Annotated in this window: 16 protein-coding genes; 10 read left to right on the plus strand and 6 right to left on the minus strand. The window is 40.4% G+C overall.

The features are described 5' to 3' along the window. The first annotated feature begins 63 nt into the window (after positions 1-63). The 7 genes from OQ289_RS17675 to OQ289_RS17705 all read left to right on the plus strand — a co-directional run bounded on the left by OQ289_RS17675 (position 64) and on the right by OQ289_RS17705 (position 5,989). Positions 64-912 (plus strand): transketolase, encoded by an 849-nt coding sequence (locus OQ289_RS17675; RefSeq protein ID WP_270088154.1) that lies wholly within the window; start codon positions 64-66, stop codon positions 910-912. A 109-nt stretch (positions 913-1,021) separates the two neighbouring features. After that, the gene (locus tag OQ289_RS17680; protein WP_033564172.1) at positions 1,022-1,975 is read left to right on the plus strand and encodes a transketolase family protein; all 954 of its coding nucleotides are present in this window, start codon (positions 1,022-1,024) and stop codon (positions 1,973-1,975) included. Between the two features lie 21 nt (positions 1,976-1,996). After that, positions 1,997-2,542: an RNA polymerase sigma factor gene (locus OQ289_RS17685; protein ID WP_270088155.1), complete on the plus strand. Its 546-nt coding sequence runs from the start codon at positions 1,997-1,999 to the stop codon at positions 2,540-2,542. Between the two features lie 34 nt (positions 2,543-2,576). Beyond that, on the plus strand, positions 2,577-3,410 hold the full coding sequence (locus OQ289_RS17690; RefSeq protein WP_270088156.1) for a hypothetical protein: 834 nt from the start codon (positions 2,577-2,579) through the stop codon (positions 3,408-3,410). Between the two features lie 3 nt (positions 3,411-3,413). Continuing rightward, entirely contained in the window at positions 3,414-3,851 is a 438-nt protein-coding gene (locus OQ289_RS17695; protein WP_270088157.1) for a hypothetical protein, read from the plus strand. Between the two features lie 159 nt (positions 3,852-4,010). Then, the gene (locus OQ289_RS17700) at positions 4,011-5,198 is read left to right on the plus strand and encodes an aspartate aminotransferase family protein (RefSeq protein ID WP_270088158.1); all 1,188 of its coding nucleotides are present in this window, start codon (positions 4,011-4,013) and stop codon (positions 5,196-5,198) included. A gap of 35 nt (positions 5,199-5,233) precedes the next feature. After that, on the plus strand, positions 5,234-5,989 hold the full coding sequence (locus OQ289_RS17705; protein ID WP_270088159.1) for an SGNH/GDSL hydrolase family protein: 756 nt from the start codon (positions 5,234-5,236) through the stop codon (positions 5,987-5,989). 30 nt (positions 5,990-6,019) lie between these two features. Here OQ289_RS17705 and OQ289_RS17710 read toward each other — a convergent pair whose 3' ends face one another. Together OQ289_RS17710 and OQ289_RS17715 are read right to left on the minus strand one after the other, a co-directional pair. Further along, positions 6,020-7,225: an MFS transporter gene (locus OQ289_RS17710; protein WP_270088160.1), complete on the minus strand. Its 1,206-nt coding sequence runs from the start codon at positions 7,223-7,225 to the stop codon at positions 6,020-6,022. A gap of 61 nt (positions 7,226-7,286) precedes the next feature. Further along, positions 7,287-8,474: a class I SAM-dependent rRNA methyltransferase gene (locus tag OQ289_RS17715; RefSeq protein WP_270088161.1), complete on the minus strand. Its 1,188-nt coding sequence runs from the start codon at positions 8,472-8,474 to the stop codon at positions 7,287-7,289. A gap of 333 nt (positions 8,475-8,807) precedes the next feature. On the opposite strand from OQ289_RS17715, the gene OQ289_RS17720 reads away from it, so the two are divergent. Then, a complete protein-coding gene (locus tag OQ289_RS17720; RefSeq protein WP_033564165.1) occupies positions 8,808-9,338 on the plus strand; it encodes a YceI family protein in 531 nt (176 codons plus the stop codon). Between the two features lie 37 nt (positions 9,339-9,375). On the opposite strand, the gene thrC is transcribed toward OQ289_RS17720, so the two are convergent. The 3 genes from thrC to thrA all read right to left on the minus strand — a co-directional run bounded on the left by thrC (position 9,376) and on the right by thrA (position 14,408). After that, the gene (gene thrC / locus OQ289_RS17725; protein ID WP_270088162.1) at positions 9,376-10,683 is read right to left on the minus strand and encodes a threonine synthase; all 1,308 of its coding nucleotides are present in this window, start codon (positions 10,681-10,683) and stop codon (positions 9,376-9,378) included. Between the two features lie 213 nt (positions 10,684-10,896). Continuing rightward, the gene (locus tag OQ289_RS17730) at positions 10,897-11,877 is read right to left on the minus strand and encodes a homoserine kinase (RefSeq protein WP_270088163.1); all 981 of its coding nucleotides are present in this window, start codon (positions 11,875-11,877) and stop codon (positions 10,897-10,899) included. Between the two features lie 83 nt (positions 11,878-11,960). Beyond that, positions 11,961-14,408, minus strand: coding sequence for a bifunctional aspartate kinase/homoserine dehydrogenase I (gene thrA / locus OQ289_RS17735; protein ID WP_270088164.1), 2,448 nt, complete (start codon positions 14,406-14,408; stop codon positions 11,961-11,963). A gap of 469 nt (positions 14,409-14,877) precedes the next feature. Here thrA and OQ289_RS17740 point away from each other — a divergent pair, with 469 nt between their 5' ends. Both OQ289_RS17740 and OQ289_RS17745 read left to right on the plus strand, forming a co-directional pair. Beyond that, on the plus strand, positions 14,878-15,477 hold the full coding sequence (locus OQ289_RS17740) for a C40 family peptidase (protein ID WP_270088165.1): 600 nt from the start codon (positions 14,878-14,880) through the stop codon (positions 15,475-15,477). A gap of 266 nt (positions 15,478-15,743) precedes the next feature. Continuing rightward, a complete protein-coding gene (locus OQ289_RS17745; RefSeq protein ID WP_270088166.1) occupies positions 15,744-16,259 on the plus strand; it encodes a phosphoribosyltransferase family protein in 516 nt (171 codons plus the stop codon). A gap of 37 nt (positions 16,260-16,296) precedes the next feature. Here OQ289_RS17745 and OQ289_RS17750 read toward each other — a convergent pair whose 3' ends face one another. Beyond that, complete coding sequence (locus OQ289_RS17750) at positions 16,297-17,760, minus strand: lytic transglycosylase domain-containing protein (protein ID WP_270088167.1); 1,464 nt, start codon at positions 17,758-17,760, stop codon at positions 16,297-16,299. Positions 17,761-17,867 lie beyond the last annotated feature (107 nt).

Here is a 17,867-nt window from a genome sequence, read left to right on the forward strand (position 1 = left end):
AATCGACCTACTCTGTTAAAAATGACTAACTTTGCGAAAGTTGTGAAAACCATATATTTAAAAATGAGTGCAGATATAAACAAACTAGAACAAATCGCATCACAAGTAAGACGTGACATCGTACGTATGGTACACGCATGTCAGTCAGGACACCCTGGAGGATCATTGGGTTGTACCGATTATTTTGTGGCGCTTTATTTCAATGCCATGAAACATGATCCATCTTTCAATATGGATGGAATCGGGGAAGATTTATTTTTCTTGTCGAATGGCCACATTTCACCAGTGTTCTACAGTACCTTGGCGCATGCTGGTTATTTTGAAATTAGTGAACTAGCCACCTTCAGAAAAATCAACTCTCGTCTTCAAGGACACCCGACTACACACGAGCACCTTCCGGGTATCCGTATTGCGTCTGGTTCATTGGGTCAAGGTCTTTCGGTAGCTATTGGTGCTGCACAAGCAAAGAAATTAAACAAGGATAGTAACCTTGTGTATGTATTGATGGGAGATGGGGAACTTCAAGAGGGTCAAGTATGGGAAGCTGCGATGTATGCTCCACATAATAAAGTCGACAATCTGATTGCTACTGTTGACTATAACAAAGCGCAGATTGATGGCTCCACGGACCAGGTCCTCTCCTTGGGTAACCTTCGTGCTAAATGGGAAGCATTCGGCTGGGATGTCATGGAAATTGAAAAAGGTAATGACATGACTGCAGTAGTGGCTGGACTTGCTGAAGCGAAATCGCGTACTGGAAAAGGAAAGCCAGTTGTTATTCTCCTGCACACCGAAATGGGCAATGGTGTAGACTTCATGATGGGCTCTCACAAGTGGCATGGGGTCGCTCCAAATGATGACCAATTGGCATCTGCATTAGGTCAATTAACGGAAACTTTAGGAGATTATTAATTATACCAGATATTAGTATTTAGACATTAGTACTTAGCATTTGTATTTTAACACATTTACTGGAATCTAACTACTAACTACTCCATACTAACTACTCGATATTAAAAGAATGAAAAAATACACATACACAGAATCAAAAGACACACGTTCGGGATTTGGAGCTGGATTATTAGAAGCAGGTAAGCAAGACGAAAATGTTGTGGCGCTATGTGCTGACTTAATCGGTTCACTAAAAATGAACGACTTCATAAAAGAATTTCCAGAGCGCTTCTTCCAAATTGGTATCGCAGAAGCGAACATGATGGGTATTGCAGCAGGATTGACTATTGGTGGAAAAATTCCATTCACGGGAACTTTCGCTAACTTTTCAACAGGTCGTGTCTACGATCAGATTCGTCAGTCTATTGCTTATTCAGACAAAAATGTTAAGATTGCGGCCTCACATGCTGGATTGACTTTGGGTGAAGATGGTGCTACTCATCAAATCTTAGAGGATATCGGCTTAATGAAAATGCTGCCAGGAATGACCGTCATCAACCCTTGTGATTTCAATCAAACTAAAGCTGCTACTATAGCTGTTTCCAAACATCAGGGTCCGGTCTATTTACGTTTTGGACGTCCTGTAGTACCTAACTTTACTCCTGCTGACCAAGAGTTTGTTATTGGAAAAGCGGTCCTGTTGAACGAAGGTACAGATGTCACGATTATAGCAACTGGACACTTAGTATGGGAGGCTATCCAAGCTGGGGAAAAACTGGCGGAATTGGGCATCAGTGCCGAGATTGTTAACATCCACACGATTAAACCTTTAGATGAAGAAGCTATTTTAGCGTCTGTTGGCAAGACAAAATGTGTCGTCACTGCTGAAGAGCACAACCGTCTTGGTGGATTGGGTGACAGCGTGGCTCAAGTATTGGCTAAACATCTTCCTAGCCCACAAGAGTACGTTGCGGTCAACGACAGTTTTGGTGAGTCGGGTACCCCTGCTCAACTTATGGAAAAATACGGATTGAATGCAGACGCTATTGTTGCCGCTGCTCAAAAAGTAATAAAAAGAAAATAATAAAGTCCACAACGTCAATATATGGAAGATGCTTTAATAATTTCGAAATTTGCTGACGAACATACTCGTGAAGAGGCATTTGGACTATTGTTGAAGAAATATCAGCAAAAAATTTATTGGCATGTGAGAAGGATGGTAATCGACCATGACGATGCAGATGATGTGGTTCAAGATATCTTCATCAAGGTGTGGCGCAATTTAGGAAATTTTAGAGAGGATTCTCAATTATACACTTGGTTGTACCGCATTGCTACGAACGAATGTATCACCTTCCTAAATAAGAAAAAGCAAAAGCAGAATGTATCGTTAGACGACGATACGTCTGCTTATTTAGCGGATTCGCTTGCGGATGGCAGCTATTTTAACGGTGACAAGGCGCAGTTGAAACTTCAGCAGGCCTTGCTAACGTTGCCAGAAAAACAAAAATTGGTATTCAATATGAAGTATTTCGATGACATGAAATACGAAGAGATATCGGATGTATTGGGAACAAGTGTGGGGGCTCTAAAAGCATCATACCATTTGGCCGTTAAAAAAATAGAGCATTTTTTTAACACCCACGATTAAACCTTTTGCGCTTAGTGTACTCTATACTATTACCATGAAGGAAAACACCACATATCAACATCATTCAGAGGGAGATAATCTTCCTGAATATTTACGTGTAAATCCTTTCATCGTACCCGCAGGTTATTTCGATAACCTTGAGTCCAATATTCTTTCCCAAATCAAACTTGTCCATAATTTAGATATCCAACCGAAAACATTTCAAGTTCCGAGTGGATATTTTGACGATTTGCAATCTCGTATTCTATCTGCTGTCTCAATGGACCAGTTGCTACAATCTGCGCAAGAAGAAAGTTTTACGGTACCCAATCAATACTTTGATACGCTTCAAGATAACATTGCCTCGAGAATAGTCGAAAAAGAGTTGAAAGACAAAGTACAGGCTGACGGATTCGATATTCCTAATGGATATTTTGATCAACTCACTCAGTCTGTATTGGCTAATGTTGCTCTTGACCAGATGACTGGGGGTGTAGTTAAAGATGGATTTGCAATACCTGCTACTTACTTTGATAAGCTGTCAGCTGATTTGAGAAAAGCAACAGTTCCGAAGGAAGAGATTGTTACTCCTGTCCGACGGTTAAACAATAGCAATTGGATACGATATGCTGCTGCGGCCTGTCTAGTGGCTATATTAAGTGTAAGCGCCTTTTTCGGACTACAAGAATCCAAGGAAAGCAACCTGGCTTCCGAAACGATATTGTCTAATATTTCGGATGATGAGATTATGAATTATCTTGCCGCAACTACCAATGGCGATGATATGGTTTACTTCACACAGTACATCTATCAACCCAATGATTCGGAAGGTGTTGGTAAACAGATTGATAAAGAAGATTTAGAAGAGTATTTAAATTATACATTATAAGTGATGTTACAATTGAAAAATATAATAGCAACATGTTGTTTTGTATTTCTTTTGACTTTGTCTGCTCAAGCACAGCGTGATAACGAACGCTTCAAAGCCATTGAAAATGAAAAAATTGCCTATATAACAAAAGAGCTTAAACTAAGTAAGACAGAAGCGCAGCAATTCTTTCCTATATACAATGACTATTCTCAAGAGATGTGGAGAATACGTAATCAAAAAACTGGCCCAAAACAAAGTTCTCCTAGTAGGGGTAATGGTTTTCGACAGGGAGGAACACAGGACGTACTAGCCTATGATGCTAAGGAGTTAGAAATCAAAAAAGAATATCGAGCTCAATTCGCCAAAATTATTGGGAACTCTCGAGCCTCTCAATTTTTTGAAATCGAACAAAATTTCAGAGAGCTCCTCTATAAAGAATGGCAAAATCGACATAAATAGCGTAGATAAAAATACAAAGAAGAAGTCCAAAGGGCTTCTTCTTTTTTTCTGAACATCTATATCTCAAAAGATGATGTATATAGGTCTTTAATATCTTCATAGGCATCGCAATCTTGTAGCGAGGGAATCTTGAAGGTTTCATTTAAATATTAAATCAATATGCTTAGTAATCGCGAACTCTTCTTAATGAATACCGCCCAAACGTCCACATCACCTCGTATGGTCGAAATAGAAAGGGCTGAAGGAATTTATTTATATGGTCCAGAAGGGCAAAAATATATGGACCTGGTATCTGGATTTAACGTCAGTAATATCGGTCATCGACATCCCAAGGTAATACAAGCGATACAAGCGCAATTGGAAAAGTACTTACATGTCACCGTGTATGGCGAATTTGTCCAGGCTCCACAGGTACAGTTTGCGACGGATTTGTTAGCAACCTTGCCTCACTCATTTCAATCTGTATACCTTACCAATAGCGGAGCTGAAGCTGTTGAAGGCGCAATGAAAATCGCCAAGCGATATACAGGCAGACGTCAAATCATTGCTGCGAGGAAGGCGTATCATGGAAGTACGCAAGGAGCATTGAGCCTTATAGGGAACGAGGAGTATCACCAAGCATATGCTCCACTCCTACCTGAAATAAGTTTTATTAACTTCAATCAGCAAGAAGACCTTGAATCCATCACAAACCAAACCGCGGCCGTGATACTGGAAGCTATCCAGGGTGAAGCTGGTGTCAGGGTACCTGATATGGCTTATATGAAGGCTGTTCGAAAGCGTTGCGATGAAACTGGAACCTTGTTGATATTTGACGAGATACAGACTGGATTTGGTCGTACGGGTAAATTATTTGCTTTTGAACATTTCGGCATTGTGCCCGATATTTTGATGCTAGCCAAAGGCATAGGTGGAGGAATGCCGCTGGGGGCATTTGTCGCTCCGAAACAGATTATGGATGTCATCAAGGACAATCCAATGCTTGGACATATCACTACATTTGGAGGGCATCCTGTATCATGTGCTGCCGCTAAAGCTTCTCTAGAGGTGATACGGGATGAAAAGCTGATTGAGCAGGTGGCTGATAAGGCCCAATTGTTTCGGGAGCTCCTATCGCATTCAAAAATTAAGGAAATCCGAGGCCTCGGCTTGATGATGTGCATCCAACTTGAGACCTTTGATCAAGTATACCATGTCAGCAAATACGCAGCTGAAAATGGCGTGATGATAGATTGGTACCTGCACTGTGAGACAGCCCTTCGCATAGCCCCTCCTCTAACAATTACCAAGGAGCAAATCGAAGCTGCTTGCGCAGTAATTTTAAAAGGAATCGATATTTACGGTTAATTTTTGCTAATTTAGGTTTACTCAAACCTATATCAATGAATACGAACAGAAGATCTTTTATTACTAGAAGTTTATTTGCCACTGGCGCTGCCCTGATGAGTAGCTCGTTCTTACATGCTGAAGAACACTCCATGAACAAAAAGGGAAAAATAGCTATTAAAGAAAATGATATCATCCTTTTTCAAGGTGACTCTATCACCGATGCTGGACGCAAGAGGGACAATAGTGCTGCCAATGATACATCCGCATTTGGCAACGGATATGCTCTTCTAGCTGCGGGAAAGCTACTTTCACAACACGCGTCAAAGCACATTAAGATTTACAACAAAGGAATCAGTGGTAACCGCGTACCAGATTTACAAGGACGCTGGCAACAGGAAGCCATTGACTTAAAACCGACCATCCTTAGTATCCTTATAGGTGTCAATGACTTTTGGAGAACAATGGACAGTGGAGCAAGCAATACCTCTGAACAATTTAAGAGTCAATATCAAAAATTGTTGGATGGCACCTTACAAGAATTGCCAAATGTCCAGCTCATTATTGGAGAGCCTTTCGGAGTTAAGAACGTCAAACACGTCACAGACGCTTGGTATCCCAAATTTTTGGGCTATCAGCAAGCTTGCAAAGAAATCGCGACTGAGTTTAAAGCTACCTTTGTTCCTTATCAAAGTGCCTTCGACAAAGCTCTCCTACAATCTCCAGGAGATTACTGGACCACCGATGGTGTCCACACCAGCCTAGCAGGTGCATCCTTGATGGCCGAAACTTGGTTGGCAGCTATAAAATAAGAAAGCGGAGCTTAGCTCCGCTTTCTTATTTTATAGCTCTACCTCTTTATGAGGTGTACGCTGAAGGTCCGGCAAGAAGTAAGCAACGATACCAATCAATGGCAAGTAGGAGCATATCTGGTAGATAAACGCTATGGATGTATGATCAGCATACCATCCTAGTAGCGCAGAACCTAATCCTCCCATACCAAAAGCGAATCCATAAAACAGTCCAGATATCATTCCTAGCTTTTTAGGTAGAAGCTCTTGTGCATATACAATAATAGAAGGGAAAGCTGAGGAAAGGATTAAACCAATAATAACAATCAAAATTCCCGTAGTTGTAAAATCGACATATGGCAGTGCCAATGCGAATGGAGCAACCCCCAGCACTGAGAACCAAATGACATATTTTCGACCAAAGCGATCGCCGAATATCCCACCAAGTAATGTACCCACTGCTACGGCAATCAAGAAATAGAATAAAAAGACTTGTGCCTGTACTTCAGATATTCCGAATTTTTCCATCGTAAAGAATTGGAAATAGTTGGTAATACTTGCAATATAAAAGTACTTGGAAATAATAAGTAAGAGCAATACTACTACAGACATAATCACTCTTGAATTGGGCAGATCCGGCGCCAATACCACCTTATTTTTGACAGCTGTGCGATCGGCTATTTTTACTTTATACCATCTACCAATATAAAGCGCTACTACCTTCCCTAATATTGGAACAATTGCAAACCAGATGATGGCATCTTGTCCTTTTGGTAAGATAAAAAAAGCAACTAATATTGGCGCAAGTGCAGTTCCCGCATTTCCACCGATCTGAAAAATGGATTGTGCCAAGCTTCGCTTTCCTCCAGATGCCATATAGGCCATGCGAGAGGATTCGGGATGAAATATGGACGAGCCTACTCCTACTAGGAAAACTGAGATTAATATCATCTCATAGTTGTGGGCCTGCGCAAATAGAACCAAGCCTACAAGGGAAAATGCCATAGCAATCATCTGCGAATATGGTTGTGGGTATTTGTCTGTATAAGACCCCACTACTGGTTGGAATATGGATGCTGCGATCTGGTAAACAAAAGTAATCATCCCAATCTGAGAGAAGGAAAGGTGGTGCTCGTCTTTTAAAAGCGGATAGACCGAAGGAATGATCCCTTGAACGAAATCATTAAGTAAATGAATGAAACTGACTGCAAAAAGAATCGGAAAAACAGGTTTACTGTTTTTAAAATTTGAAACCATACACTTAAAAATTTATAAAAAAAACAAAAGGCTGTCTATCAAACAGCCTTTCAAAATATGACTAAAGTATTCTCACTAGGAGCCCCTTCAAGTATTCGCCTTCCGGAAACGAAGCACGAACGGGGTGGTCCTCGGGTTGATGAAATTGCCGTATAAATTGGATTTCTTTCCCTGCGTCCAATGCAGCCCAAGCAATAACCTGTTTAAAGGTGTCGAGATCCATGGCGCCTGAGCAAGAGAAAGTGGCCAATAAACCGCCGCTTTCCAGCAACATCATCCCTCTTCTATTCAAATCTTTATATGCTCTAGAAGCTTTTTCCAGAGATGATCTTGACGGGGCGTACTTTGGCGGATCTAAGACAATCACATCAAATTTTCGCTCTTGGTCTATAAAAGTGCGCAATTGCTTATTGACATCGGCCAAGATAGAGGTTTGCTTGTCTTTATCATATCCATTGGCGATAATATTGCGTTCTAATGTCTCTAATGCTAATGCAGAACTATCAACAGAGGTCACCTCAGCAGCTCCCTGTTGCAAACTATTTAAGGAAAAGCCTCCAGAGTAACTAAAGCAATCTAAAACCTTTTTACCGTGAGTATATTGGGCGGTCAACAGTCTATTTTCTCGTTGATCACAATAAAAGCCCGATTTTTGGCCGTCTATAATGTTGACTTTATAATGAATTCCATTTTCGACAACATCGACAAATTCGGGAGGTAGCTCGCCAAACAAGAGTCCGTTTGTATCAGGTAGACCTTCGTATTCTCTTGATTTGAGATCACTACGTTCATAAATACCTTTGGGTTTCAATAATAAGTTCAACTCGTCGATAATGACTGTCTTCACCATTTCTGTACCTGCCGCATGAACTTGTATTGCGATATACTCGCCATACTTATCGACAATCAATCCTGGAATAAAATCAGCTTCAGCAAAGACTAAACGGACAGTATTGGTCACGCCTTCAACGAGCAGATGCTGTCTTTGTCTCCATGCGTTTTGTATACGACTGCGCCACCATTGTTCGTTTATTTCTCTATCGGGATGCCATTCTAGCAATCGTACGGCTACCCGTGAATTATTGTGAAAAATTCCATAGGCGATAAATTCCTGTGCGATATTAAACACAGAGACAACCTCCCCATCTTCAATTTTATCGGATAGCGAGCTGATAGCACCCGAAAACACCCATGGATGTAGCTGCCATGCGGCTTTATCTTTTCCTTTATGCAGGATTACCTTTTTCATTAGCATCTTATATTTGATCCATGATGACTCCCCGAACTCGTCTCCTTCGGAAGAGGTACCAGACCAATTCTCATCATGTTATATCTCTCTTATAGACTATCTCCAGCTTACTTCTGAGGAAGAGAAGGACTAGCCTGATTAGAGGGAATTGATTTCATCGCTGCAAATTTAGGTTTTAATTTATAGATTATTACATAAGATTGTGTTTTCATTTATATAAAAAAGCGCTCCATGCCTTAAATTACACTAGTCAAAAATAGTTGTCAAAAATATTGACTGGACAACACAAAATCTATGTATAATTGTTTGTTGAATCAGATAGTCCCAGACACCATGAAAAAGTTGTTCACTCTTGTCCTCACAATCCTTACCTCCGTCTCTTTGGCTTTGGCCATCCATGTATATACCTCTTGGAAAATAATGGAAGATGACTATGTCATTCGTTTCAAGACGGATAAAGCCAATGGCACCATGAAGGGGCTAGAGGGCCAAATTTTATTTGATGAGCAAAACTTAGACAAGTCCAACATTAAGGTTAGTGTAGATGTAAATACTATTGCCACCGGGATTTGGTTAAAAAACAATCATGCAAAGGCCAAGAGTTTTTTTGATAGCGAATCTTATCCCAAGATATATTTCTCTTCTACTCACTTTCAAAAGTCAGGATCGGGCTATATTGTAGAAGGAGATTTGAAGATAAAAGATACTACCAAACGAATACAGATTCCCTTCAGCTTCCATTCTAATCAAAATAAAGGCGAATTTTCGGGAAGCTTCCAAATCAACAGGACGGACTACGGGCTCCTAAAAAATGGTGTAGGAGAACTCGTTAATATCGATATCAAATTGCCGGTGAGTCAGTAAAATAAGGAAAGCTTACAAGAGTAAGCTTTCCTTATTCTTATCTATTTTCGACTAGATAGCGTCTGAAAGCATCATAGTCCACTAACATATGTTCTGCCAATTTCTCTTTTCCTGTCAATTCCTTTGCTCCTTCGGGAAATTCAATTTGCTCGAATGCATCTGGTGCGATAGCATCTGGAAATTTACAAGGGTGTGCAGTCGAGAGAAAGACTGACGCATATTGTCCAGGATGCTCTCGTGCATATGCCTGCGATGCAACCCATGCAATTGCTGTATGCGGACAAGCCACATAGTTGTATTCTCTAAACAATTGTTCCATTGCATCTTTTGTCGTCGCATCATCATAGGTGTATGACGTGACCATTTTTTTCAGATGATCGAGGTCCTGATCAAACAAATCTTGAATACGTACCCAGTTGCTAGGGTCGCCGACGTCCATAGCATTGGCCAATGTCTGCACAGAGGGCTTCGGCTCATATTTGCCCGATTTCAAAAATCTCGGAACGGTATCGTTTACGTTGGTAGCTGCAACAAAATGTTTGACTGGCAGTCCCATTTTATAAGCTAATAGACCTGCTCCAATATTTCCAAAGTTACCACTAGGAACGGTGAAGACGATTTCATTGATTCCTTGCGCCTTGAGTTGCGCATATGTATAAAAATAATAAAAAGTCTGTGGAATTAGTCTAGCGATATTGATTGAATTGGCAGAAGTCAACCTCAATTCGCTGTTGAGTTGAACATCGTTAAAGGCTCTTTTTACCAAGGCCTGGCAGTCGTCAAATGTGCCGTCAATCTCTATCGCCCTAATATTTTGTCCATTCGTAGTCAATTGTAATTCTTGCACTTCTGAAACTTTTCCTTTGGGATATAAAATCGTGACACGTGTACCGGCTACTCCTAAAAATCCTAAGGCCACAGCTCCTCCCGTATCGCCTGAGGTAGCAACCAAAACATCCAACAACTGATCATCTGCTTTGGAAAAATATCCCATGACACGACTCATGAACCGCGCTCCAAAATCTTTAAACGCATAAGATGGTCCGTGAAAGAGTTCCAAAACGGCTGTATCTTTATTTAGAAAACGTACTGGAGCGTCAAAGTTAATAGCTTCGTTAACAATCTTTTTCAAATCTGCTTCTGGGATATCGTTACCAATTAATGCATGTGCAACATGGAATGCTATCTCGGGCAAGGAATACTGTTGGATATTACGGATAAACATCGGATCCAACTGCGGAATATGCTCTGGCATATAAAGGCCTCTATCCGCGGGTAGAGAATTAAAGACAGCGTCTTTAAAGGAAACGCTTAGCTCTTTATTATTGGTACTATATAATTTCATTGCAATTAAGTATTAATGAGTGTTAGCTTCAAATTGTATTAATGAGCTCGTTACACTCGGTTATTAATGAGTGTTAGCTTCAAATTGTATTAATGAGCTCGTTACACTCGGTTATTAATAAGTGTTAGCCTCACTAGAATATGACCCTATCATAGTTCGGTCGGTGACGAGTAAACTCAGCGGTTATTCGCCCCCTCTAGTCCATGTACACCATTAGCCTAGTATTCTGGGACCATCCACATTGACAGCTGAGATATAACCATAGCTCTCGATTTCAGCTTCGCTCAAATGTTGCTGAATCTTCTCTGTTATCTTTTGTGCAATATGCGCATCCCGAGTAACCGCTACAACAGAAGGACCTGACCCCGATATACCAAAACTAAGTGCCCCCTCCTCCATTGCTATTCTTTTCATTTCGTAAAATTGAGGGATTAAAATTGCGCGAGTGGGTTCAATCAGTACGTCTTGCATACTTCTAGCAATAAGATCATAGTCTTCTTCGTACAATCCGGCTATCAGTCCAGCGATATTTCCCCATTGTACAACAGCATCTTTTAGATATATTTTCTCCTTGATTAACTGCCGTGCATCACGTGTAGGGACATCTACCTGAGGGAAGATAACTCCGACATGCAGTTCTTTGGGTGCTGGCAGTGGGATTACGTCCAAAGGTTCATAGCCTCTAATAAGAGTAATACCACCAAATAGGGCTGGCGCCACATTGTCAGCGTGTCCAGTACCACAGGCGAGTCGTTCACCCTCTACACAATATGGCAGAAGCTCTTCGCGCGAAAGCGGGCTTCCTAATAGCGTATTGATGGCAAATAGCCCCGCAACAGTGCTGGCCGAACTGGAACCTAAACCTGAACCAATAGGCATATGCTTGTGCAACTTGATCTCGACACCGACTTCATGTTCCAACCCCAGGTTGCGTAATAAAGATTGCACCGAAGCTGAAACGGTATTTTTTTGAGGATCTAGTGGTAGTCGTCCATCGTCACCTGTTATCTCTGTAATGACTACTCCAGGTTCGCTACGACGCGTCATTACAACTTCATCTCCTGGTTCATTCAGCGCAAAACCTAGGATATCAAATCCGCAAATCATATTGGCAACGGTGGCCGGTGCGAATACCTTCACTTCATCCAAGATCAGGGATAGATCAATATCTTTTTTTAATTGCGATAGTTCCATTATAAGTTTTTAGTATTTAGATATTAGCATTTAGACAGTAGTAGGACGTCGATTGATGTGATCCAAACTACTTAACTTTTATATCAAGCTCCAACATTGACCAGATCTGCAAATACACCAGCTGCCGTAACCTCAGCCCCTGCCCCTGGTCCTTTTACGACCAACGGCCGTTCTTTATAACGTTCGGTAGTAAAGGATATAATATTGTCACTTCCTGATAAAGAATAAAAAGGGTGATCTGGGCCTACGAACTGTACAGAGATGCTGACTTGACCATCTTCAAGCTTACCAATATAGCGAATCGCCTTATTTTCGGTTTGAGCCTTTGATTTTAACGCTTCAAAGTATGCATCTTCCTTCTGAAGTTCCTCGTAAAATGAGTCCACATTCTCAGCGGCAAGACAGGATGCTGGTAAAATAGCGCCAAGGTCGACATCTTCGGCTTCTAGGGTATAGCCTGCGTCACGCGCTAATATTAACATCTTACGCATAAAATCTACTCCTCCTAAATCATCACGAGGATCAGGCTCGGTATACCCCAATTCTTGCGCTTGTTTGACGACGTCGTAGAAAGAGGCATCTCCTTTAAAATTATTAAAGATATAAGATATCGTACCCGATAGGATGGCTTCAATCTTAACAATACGGTCACCACTCATCATCAAGTCTTTCAACACGCGGACTATAGGCAGGCCGGCACCAACATTCGTTTCGTAAAAAAAGTCTACACCATGTTGATGAGCGGTATCACGTAGGAGCTTGTATTGACTATATTTGCCCGAATTTGCGATTTTATTACAGGTGACTATTGATATATTAGCCTTAAAAATATCTTCGTAATGGGTCGAGGGGATTGAACTGGCTGTATTATCGATAAAGACGCAATTTGGAAGATTCATATCTTTCATCTTATCAATGAAGAGAGAGAGATCAGCTTCTATACCATCATCGTTCAACTGAGATTCCCACACATTTAGATCGACTCCGTTTTCCTTAAACAACATCTTGCGACTGTTGGAGATTCCTACTACCTTGACTTCAATATCATTTTTTTCTAACAGAAATCCATGTTGGCTATCAAGCTGCTTAAATAGCGTAGCGCCAATATTTCCAGTTCCTAGATTAAAGACATGTAATGTCTTTTTCAGTTCAGCAAAGAAAGCATCATGTACAGCATTCAGTGCTTTGGAAAGATCTATTTTCGATATGATAACTGAAATATTAAACTCGGAAGACCCTTGTGCTATTGCACGTACATTAATCCCATTTCTACCCAAAGCTGAAAACAACTTGCCTGACATACCAGGGGTCTTTTTCATATTCTCGCCAACGATGGCCAATACAGAAAGATTGCTTTCTATCTCTGGATGCAAAATTTTATTCGCCTCAAGTTCTAACTCAAATTCGATTTCGATCAACTGAACGGCCTTTAATGCATCATCTGGATGGACTGCAAATGTAATGCTGTGCTCGGAAGAGGACTGCGTAATCAAGACCACATTTATCTGTTCGCGAGCTAATAGTGTAAAGAGACGACCACTGAAACCTGACTTACCAATCATCCCGGAGCCACTCAAATTAATGACTGAAATATCACTTATTGATGATATACCCTTGATTGGATACGATGTCTGCCCGCTATCAAACTGAATGATGGTTCCTTCAAATTCAGGTTGAAATGTATTTCGGATAATAATGGGTATTTTTTTTAAGAATGCAGGTATCATTGTTGGAGGATAGATAACCTTGGCACCAAAGTAAGATAACTCCATCGCTTCAGTATAAGATAATACTGGTAATGAAAAAGCTTTTTTTACAATTCGTGGATCAGCTGTGAGCATCCCATTGACATCTGTCCAGATTTCTATAGCAGATGCATTCAGTACCGACCCGAAAATAGCAGCCGTATAATCGGAGCCGCCTCTCCCTAACGTGGTGATTCTTCCTTTATCGTTAGATCCAATAAATCCGGTTACAAACATTAATTTGTCCGCATGCGAATGGGATAAGGCCTGAATTAACTGATTAGTGAGCACATCCTGTACACTGGCGTTACCGAAATTTGAATTTGTTTTGATGTAGTGCGAAGCATCTATAAAGGTAGCTTCTTCAATCTCCTGGGCAGCAATCTTGGCCACTAGAAATGCAGAACAACGTTCGCCATAGCTTACTACGAGGTCTCTACTCTGATTACTGAGCTCGCGAAGGGCTAAGATCCCCTGTAGCAAATCCTCGATTTCATTGAAGTATAATTTCAACTTGGTAAACACTGGATTTTGGAATTTGACACTAATCAATTTTCGGATTACGTCAAAGTGTTTGTCTTCCAGGATTTTCATCCCTTCCTCGAACGGCTTTCCCTCAGCAGCTTCCTCTGCCATCTTGGTCAATAAATTAGTGACTCCTGACATGGCCGATAATACGACCAATGGCTGTTCACCAGCTTGCTGAGCTGCGGATACAATCTGCAAAACAGAGCGGATACTTTCTGCTGAACCTACTGAAGTGCCTCCGAATTTTAGAACTTTCATATTATATATAACTGTTTAGATGATTTTTAAAGCAAAAAACGCCTTCCTCTTTTCGGAGGAAGGCGTTTTCTTTAATATTTAATGTACACTTTTCAATACATAGAAACTACTTCCTCCGAATATATAATCCCGGTGGTAATAATAATCGATGTAATAATAGTGTTAATTTTCATTTCTGTTCTTTACTGAGGCTAAAGGTAGTATATTATTTTTGAAATATTCAAAGATATTTTATTTTTTTTATCATTTTGGCATTAAAAGCTTGCTTTGGTAATGTATTCATAGATATGAACGTTAAATATTGCTTTTGTAGACTGCAATTGATTTGTTAAAAAAGGTTAAAGGTATGTTAAAATTAAGTCAAAATATTTGGATGCAATGGTATTATGCATTAGATTTGCGACAGTGGTGTATGAAAAAACATACATTGCTGCTGTAAAAGTTTAAAGTTGTATTTAAAAGCGATTTAATGAAAACAAAGAAAATAGTAGCGTCATTGCTATTTATAGGCTTATGTCTAGTGTCGCAGGCACAATCAACAAAAACCACTTCCAAATCAGAATCTGCCGATCCTGATAACTTAGCAAAAGAATATTTTTCACAAATCATGGGTGTAGCCGTTTCAGCTACGACAAATACCAAACTGTATCAATTTGTTTATGATTGGATTGGAACTCCCTACCGCTTAGGTGGAGATTCCAAGCGTGGTATTGATTGCTCTAAATTTGCATATGAGCTTTATGACCAAGTATTCAACACCTCTATCGGATACAACAGTCGCAATATCTATACACAGGTAGACCCCGTACGTAAAAATGAACTTAAAGCTGGAGACTTGGTTTTTTTCAAGATTAGAAGCCGTAATATTACGCATGTAGGTGTATTTCTAGGAGATGATAAATTTGCACATGCTTCTTCAAGCAAAGGCGTAATGATCAGCAACCTAAACGAAGCGTACTGGAAAAGGTATTATTACAATGGTGGTCGAATGCCTGTAGAGAACGCGGAAGACATTGGAAGAGTCCTTACAGCTGATTTATTGAAAGAAAGAAAAGCGAAGCTCAACTAGATTATCGCAAACAATAAAATAGGTCCGATTGCCAAAGCAATCGGACCTATTTCCTTTAGAAGAGTTTGCACCTCCCTCCTGTACATCTTCAGTAAAAAAAGTATCCACAATTGCCAACCTTCCCCTCCGGCAACGTCAGCCGACTCTCTATTTAGCATGGTGTCTTTCCTCGTACTTGCATTCAATAGCACACATATGCTTACTATGTTCTGTTTGTGAATACCAAGCATTTTTTCTAAGTTTACCTCTGTAAAATTTGAACTGATATGCCCTCAAAAAAGACCCTTATTTTAGACAAAGAACAGATAAAACAAAAGTCAATTCGCATTGCTTATCAAATCGTGGAAGACAATTTTGAAGAGAAGGCTATCGTCTTAGTAGGTATTGCAGACCGAGGATACGTGTTTGCTCAACGCTTACAGCAAATTCTCGTGGAGCTAGCTCCTGATAAAAGCATTGAATTAATCAAGGTAACGGTTAACAAGACAAGTAGAAAATTAGATGGCGACACCGATATTCCAGCTTCCAATGCCAAAGATAAAGTAGTGATTCTTGTGGATGATGTCTTGAATAGTGGCCGCACATTGGCTTACGCACTCGGTGTATTCTTGGATGTCCCCCTCAAAAAAATGCGCACTGCCGTATTGATTGACAGAAGTCATCATAAGTTTCCAATATTTAGTGACTATTATGGTCTTAAATTATCTACGATACTCAAAGAGCAAGTGGAAGTCACATTGGAGGAATACGACAAAACAGAAGATGCAGCTTGGCTTACATAGCCGAGCTGCATCTCTAGATAAATGATATATTTTACATTTATTTTTGAGGGATACGAAGTTTCATCCCTGGCTTTAGTTTTGAATTATTCAATCCATTGGTGGATTTGATATTTGTTACAGTCGCTCCTTTATATTTACTCGCTATGCCTGAAAGTGTATCTCCTTTTTTAACCACGTAACTCAGATAGGTGCTACTAGATTCTTTTTTGCTTTTTGAGGTTTTACTTACCGTGCTGGCCAACTGCTTGTTCACGCTGCTATTAGACACTATTAATGATTTACCAGCAGCAACACGACTGGATGTTAATCCATTCCATGCTTTTAAATTGTGGACACTTACACCGAATTTGTCGGCTATTCGCTGAAGTGTCTCTCCTTTTTTGACCTTATATCTTCCCACAGCACCGCTTCCAGCGACTCGAAGATCATCGTTAGCGGCCTCGACAATGGCTACTGGAACAGCCAGAGGTGTGTTCAAAGCAGCATAGAGATGTTCTTGGTCCATATCTTCCATCTTGGGTATCACCAATCGTCTAGGAACCTCTACGGTGCCATTAACAATTCCCTTCTTATAGCCTGGATTTAACAGTTTCAGAGAAGCTGTTGGAATATTCAAAGCTCCGGCTATATTATCCATTCCTAAAAACTTATCGACCATCAAGACATCAGTTGCAAGATGATAGTCATGAGTGGATGGGATAATATCATTTTCCTCAATATAGCCAAACATATATGTCATTGCAATAAATGCAGGAACATAATTACGCGTCTCTTTGGGTAGGAAACGGGATATTTCCCAAAAATTAGGATTGTCTTTACCGGATTTTGCGATTGCACGTTTCACATTACCTTTTCCACAATTGTAAGAAGCAATAGCGACCAACCAATCACCGAACTCTTTATAGGATTCCAACATATATTTAGCAGCGGCATAACTGGAGGCATATGGGTCTTTGCGCTCATCGACATAATTGTCCATTGCTAAATCATAGAGCTTTGCAGTTCCGTACATAAACTGCCAAGGGCCAGTAGCACCTACTCTGGATACAACTTGGGGGTTGAGTGCTGATTCCACAATAGATAAATACTTGATTTCCTCCGGAACGGCCATTTCCTTAAATATCTTTTCGTATATCGGAAAATAGTACTGTCCAAGTCCTAACATCCGCCCCATGTGGGGCTTATAGTTTTTCGAGCTATAGAGCTCAATATAATTACGGACCTGAGCATTGTAATTTAGGGGTACTTCTTTTTGCAACGCCAACAGCTTACGGACCATTCCTACGTCTTGGATGTCAAAGACTACATCATCGACATCGCGTTCGCCAGCGTTGACAAATTTAATGCTGTCCAGCTCTCTTAAGATTTGTGTATTTTCATCTGCTAAATGTTGTAAAAGAGAAGATTGAAGTTCTCCTTTTAACGATGAAGAGGGTAAACTTTGTGCATTGGCGGTTGACAAGTATAGCAGTCCCGCTAATGACAAGGTTACTACTTTCATTTTAATCATAAGTTTGATTTAATACAAAAAAAAACGAGTCCACATGTGATTCCTTAAGTAAATGGATTGCAGCAGATTTCGCATGATTACAATTTCGGTGTTCCAAA

It is taken from the genome of Sphingobacterium sp. SYP-B4668, assembly GCF_027627455.1.
GTDB lineage: Bacteria > Bacteroidota > Bacteroidia > Sphingobacteriales > Sphingobacteriaceae > Sphingobacterium.

Excerpts from the sequence above, each read along its gene's own strand:
- OQ289_RS17695 (WP_270088157.1), top strand. The coding sequence starts at position 3,414 with ATGTTACAATTGAAAAATATAATAGCAACATGTTGTTTTGTATTTCTT.
- OQ289_RS17715 (WP_270088161.1), bottom strand. The coding sequence starts at position 8,474 with ATGAAAAAGGTAATCCTGCATAAAGGAAAAGATAAAGCCGCATGGCAG.
- OQ289_RS17705 (WP_270088159.1), top strand. The coding sequence starts at position 5,234 with ATGAATACGAACAGAAGATCTTTTATTACTAGAAGTTTATTTGCCACT.
- OQ289_RS17710 (WP_270088160.1), bottom strand. The coding sequence starts at position 7,225 with ATGGTTTCAAATTTTAAAAACAGTAAACCTGTTTTTCCGATTCTTTTT.
- OQ289_RS17740 (WP_270088165.1), top strand. The coding sequence starts at position 14,878 with ATGAAAACAAAGAAAATAGTAGCGTCATTGCTATTTATAGGCTTATGT.
- OQ289_RS17680 (WP_033564172.1), top strand. The coding sequence starts at position 1,022 with ATGAAAAAATACACATACACAGAATCAAAAGACACACGTTCGGGATTT.
- OQ289_RS17730 (WP_270088163.1), bottom strand. The coding sequence starts at position 11,877 with ATGGAACTATCGCAATTAAAAAAAGATATTGATCTATCCCTGATCTTG.
- OQ289_RS17690 (WP_270088156.1), top strand. The coding sequence starts at position 2,577 with ATGAAGGAAAACACCACATATCAACATCATTCAGAGGGAGATAATCTT.
- OQ289_RS17700 (WP_270088158.1), top strand. The coding sequence starts at position 4,011 with ATGCTTAGTAATCGCGAACTCTTCTTAATGAATACCGCCCAAACGTCC.
- OQ289_RS17675 (WP_270088154.1), top strand. The coding sequence starts at position 64 with ATGAGTGCAGATATAAACAAACTAGAACAAATCGCATCACAAGTAAGA.
- OQ289_RS17685 (WP_270088155.1), top strand. The coding sequence starts at position 1,997 with ATGGAAGATGCTTTAATAATTTCGAAATTTGCTGACGAACATACTCGT.
- OQ289_RS17745 (WP_270088166.1), top strand. The coding sequence starts at position 15,744 with ATGCCCTCAAAAAAGACCCTTATTTTAGACAAAGAACAGATAAAACAA.
- OQ289_RS17750 (WP_270088167.1), bottom strand. The coding sequence starts at position 17,760 with ATGAAAGTAGTAACCTTGTCATTAGCGGGACTGCTATACTTGTCAACC.
- thrA (WP_270088164.1), bottom strand. The coding sequence starts at position 14,408 with ATGAAAGTTCTAAAATTCGGAGGCACTTCAGTAGGTTCAGCAGAAAGT.
- thrC (WP_270088162.1), bottom strand. The coding sequence starts at position 10,683 with ATGAAATTATATAGTACCAATAATAAAGAGCTAAGCGTTTCCTTTAAA.
- OQ289_RS17720 (WP_033564165.1), top strand. The coding sequence starts at position 8,808 with ATGAAAAAGTTGTTCACTCTTGTCCTCACAATCCTTACCTCCGTCTCT.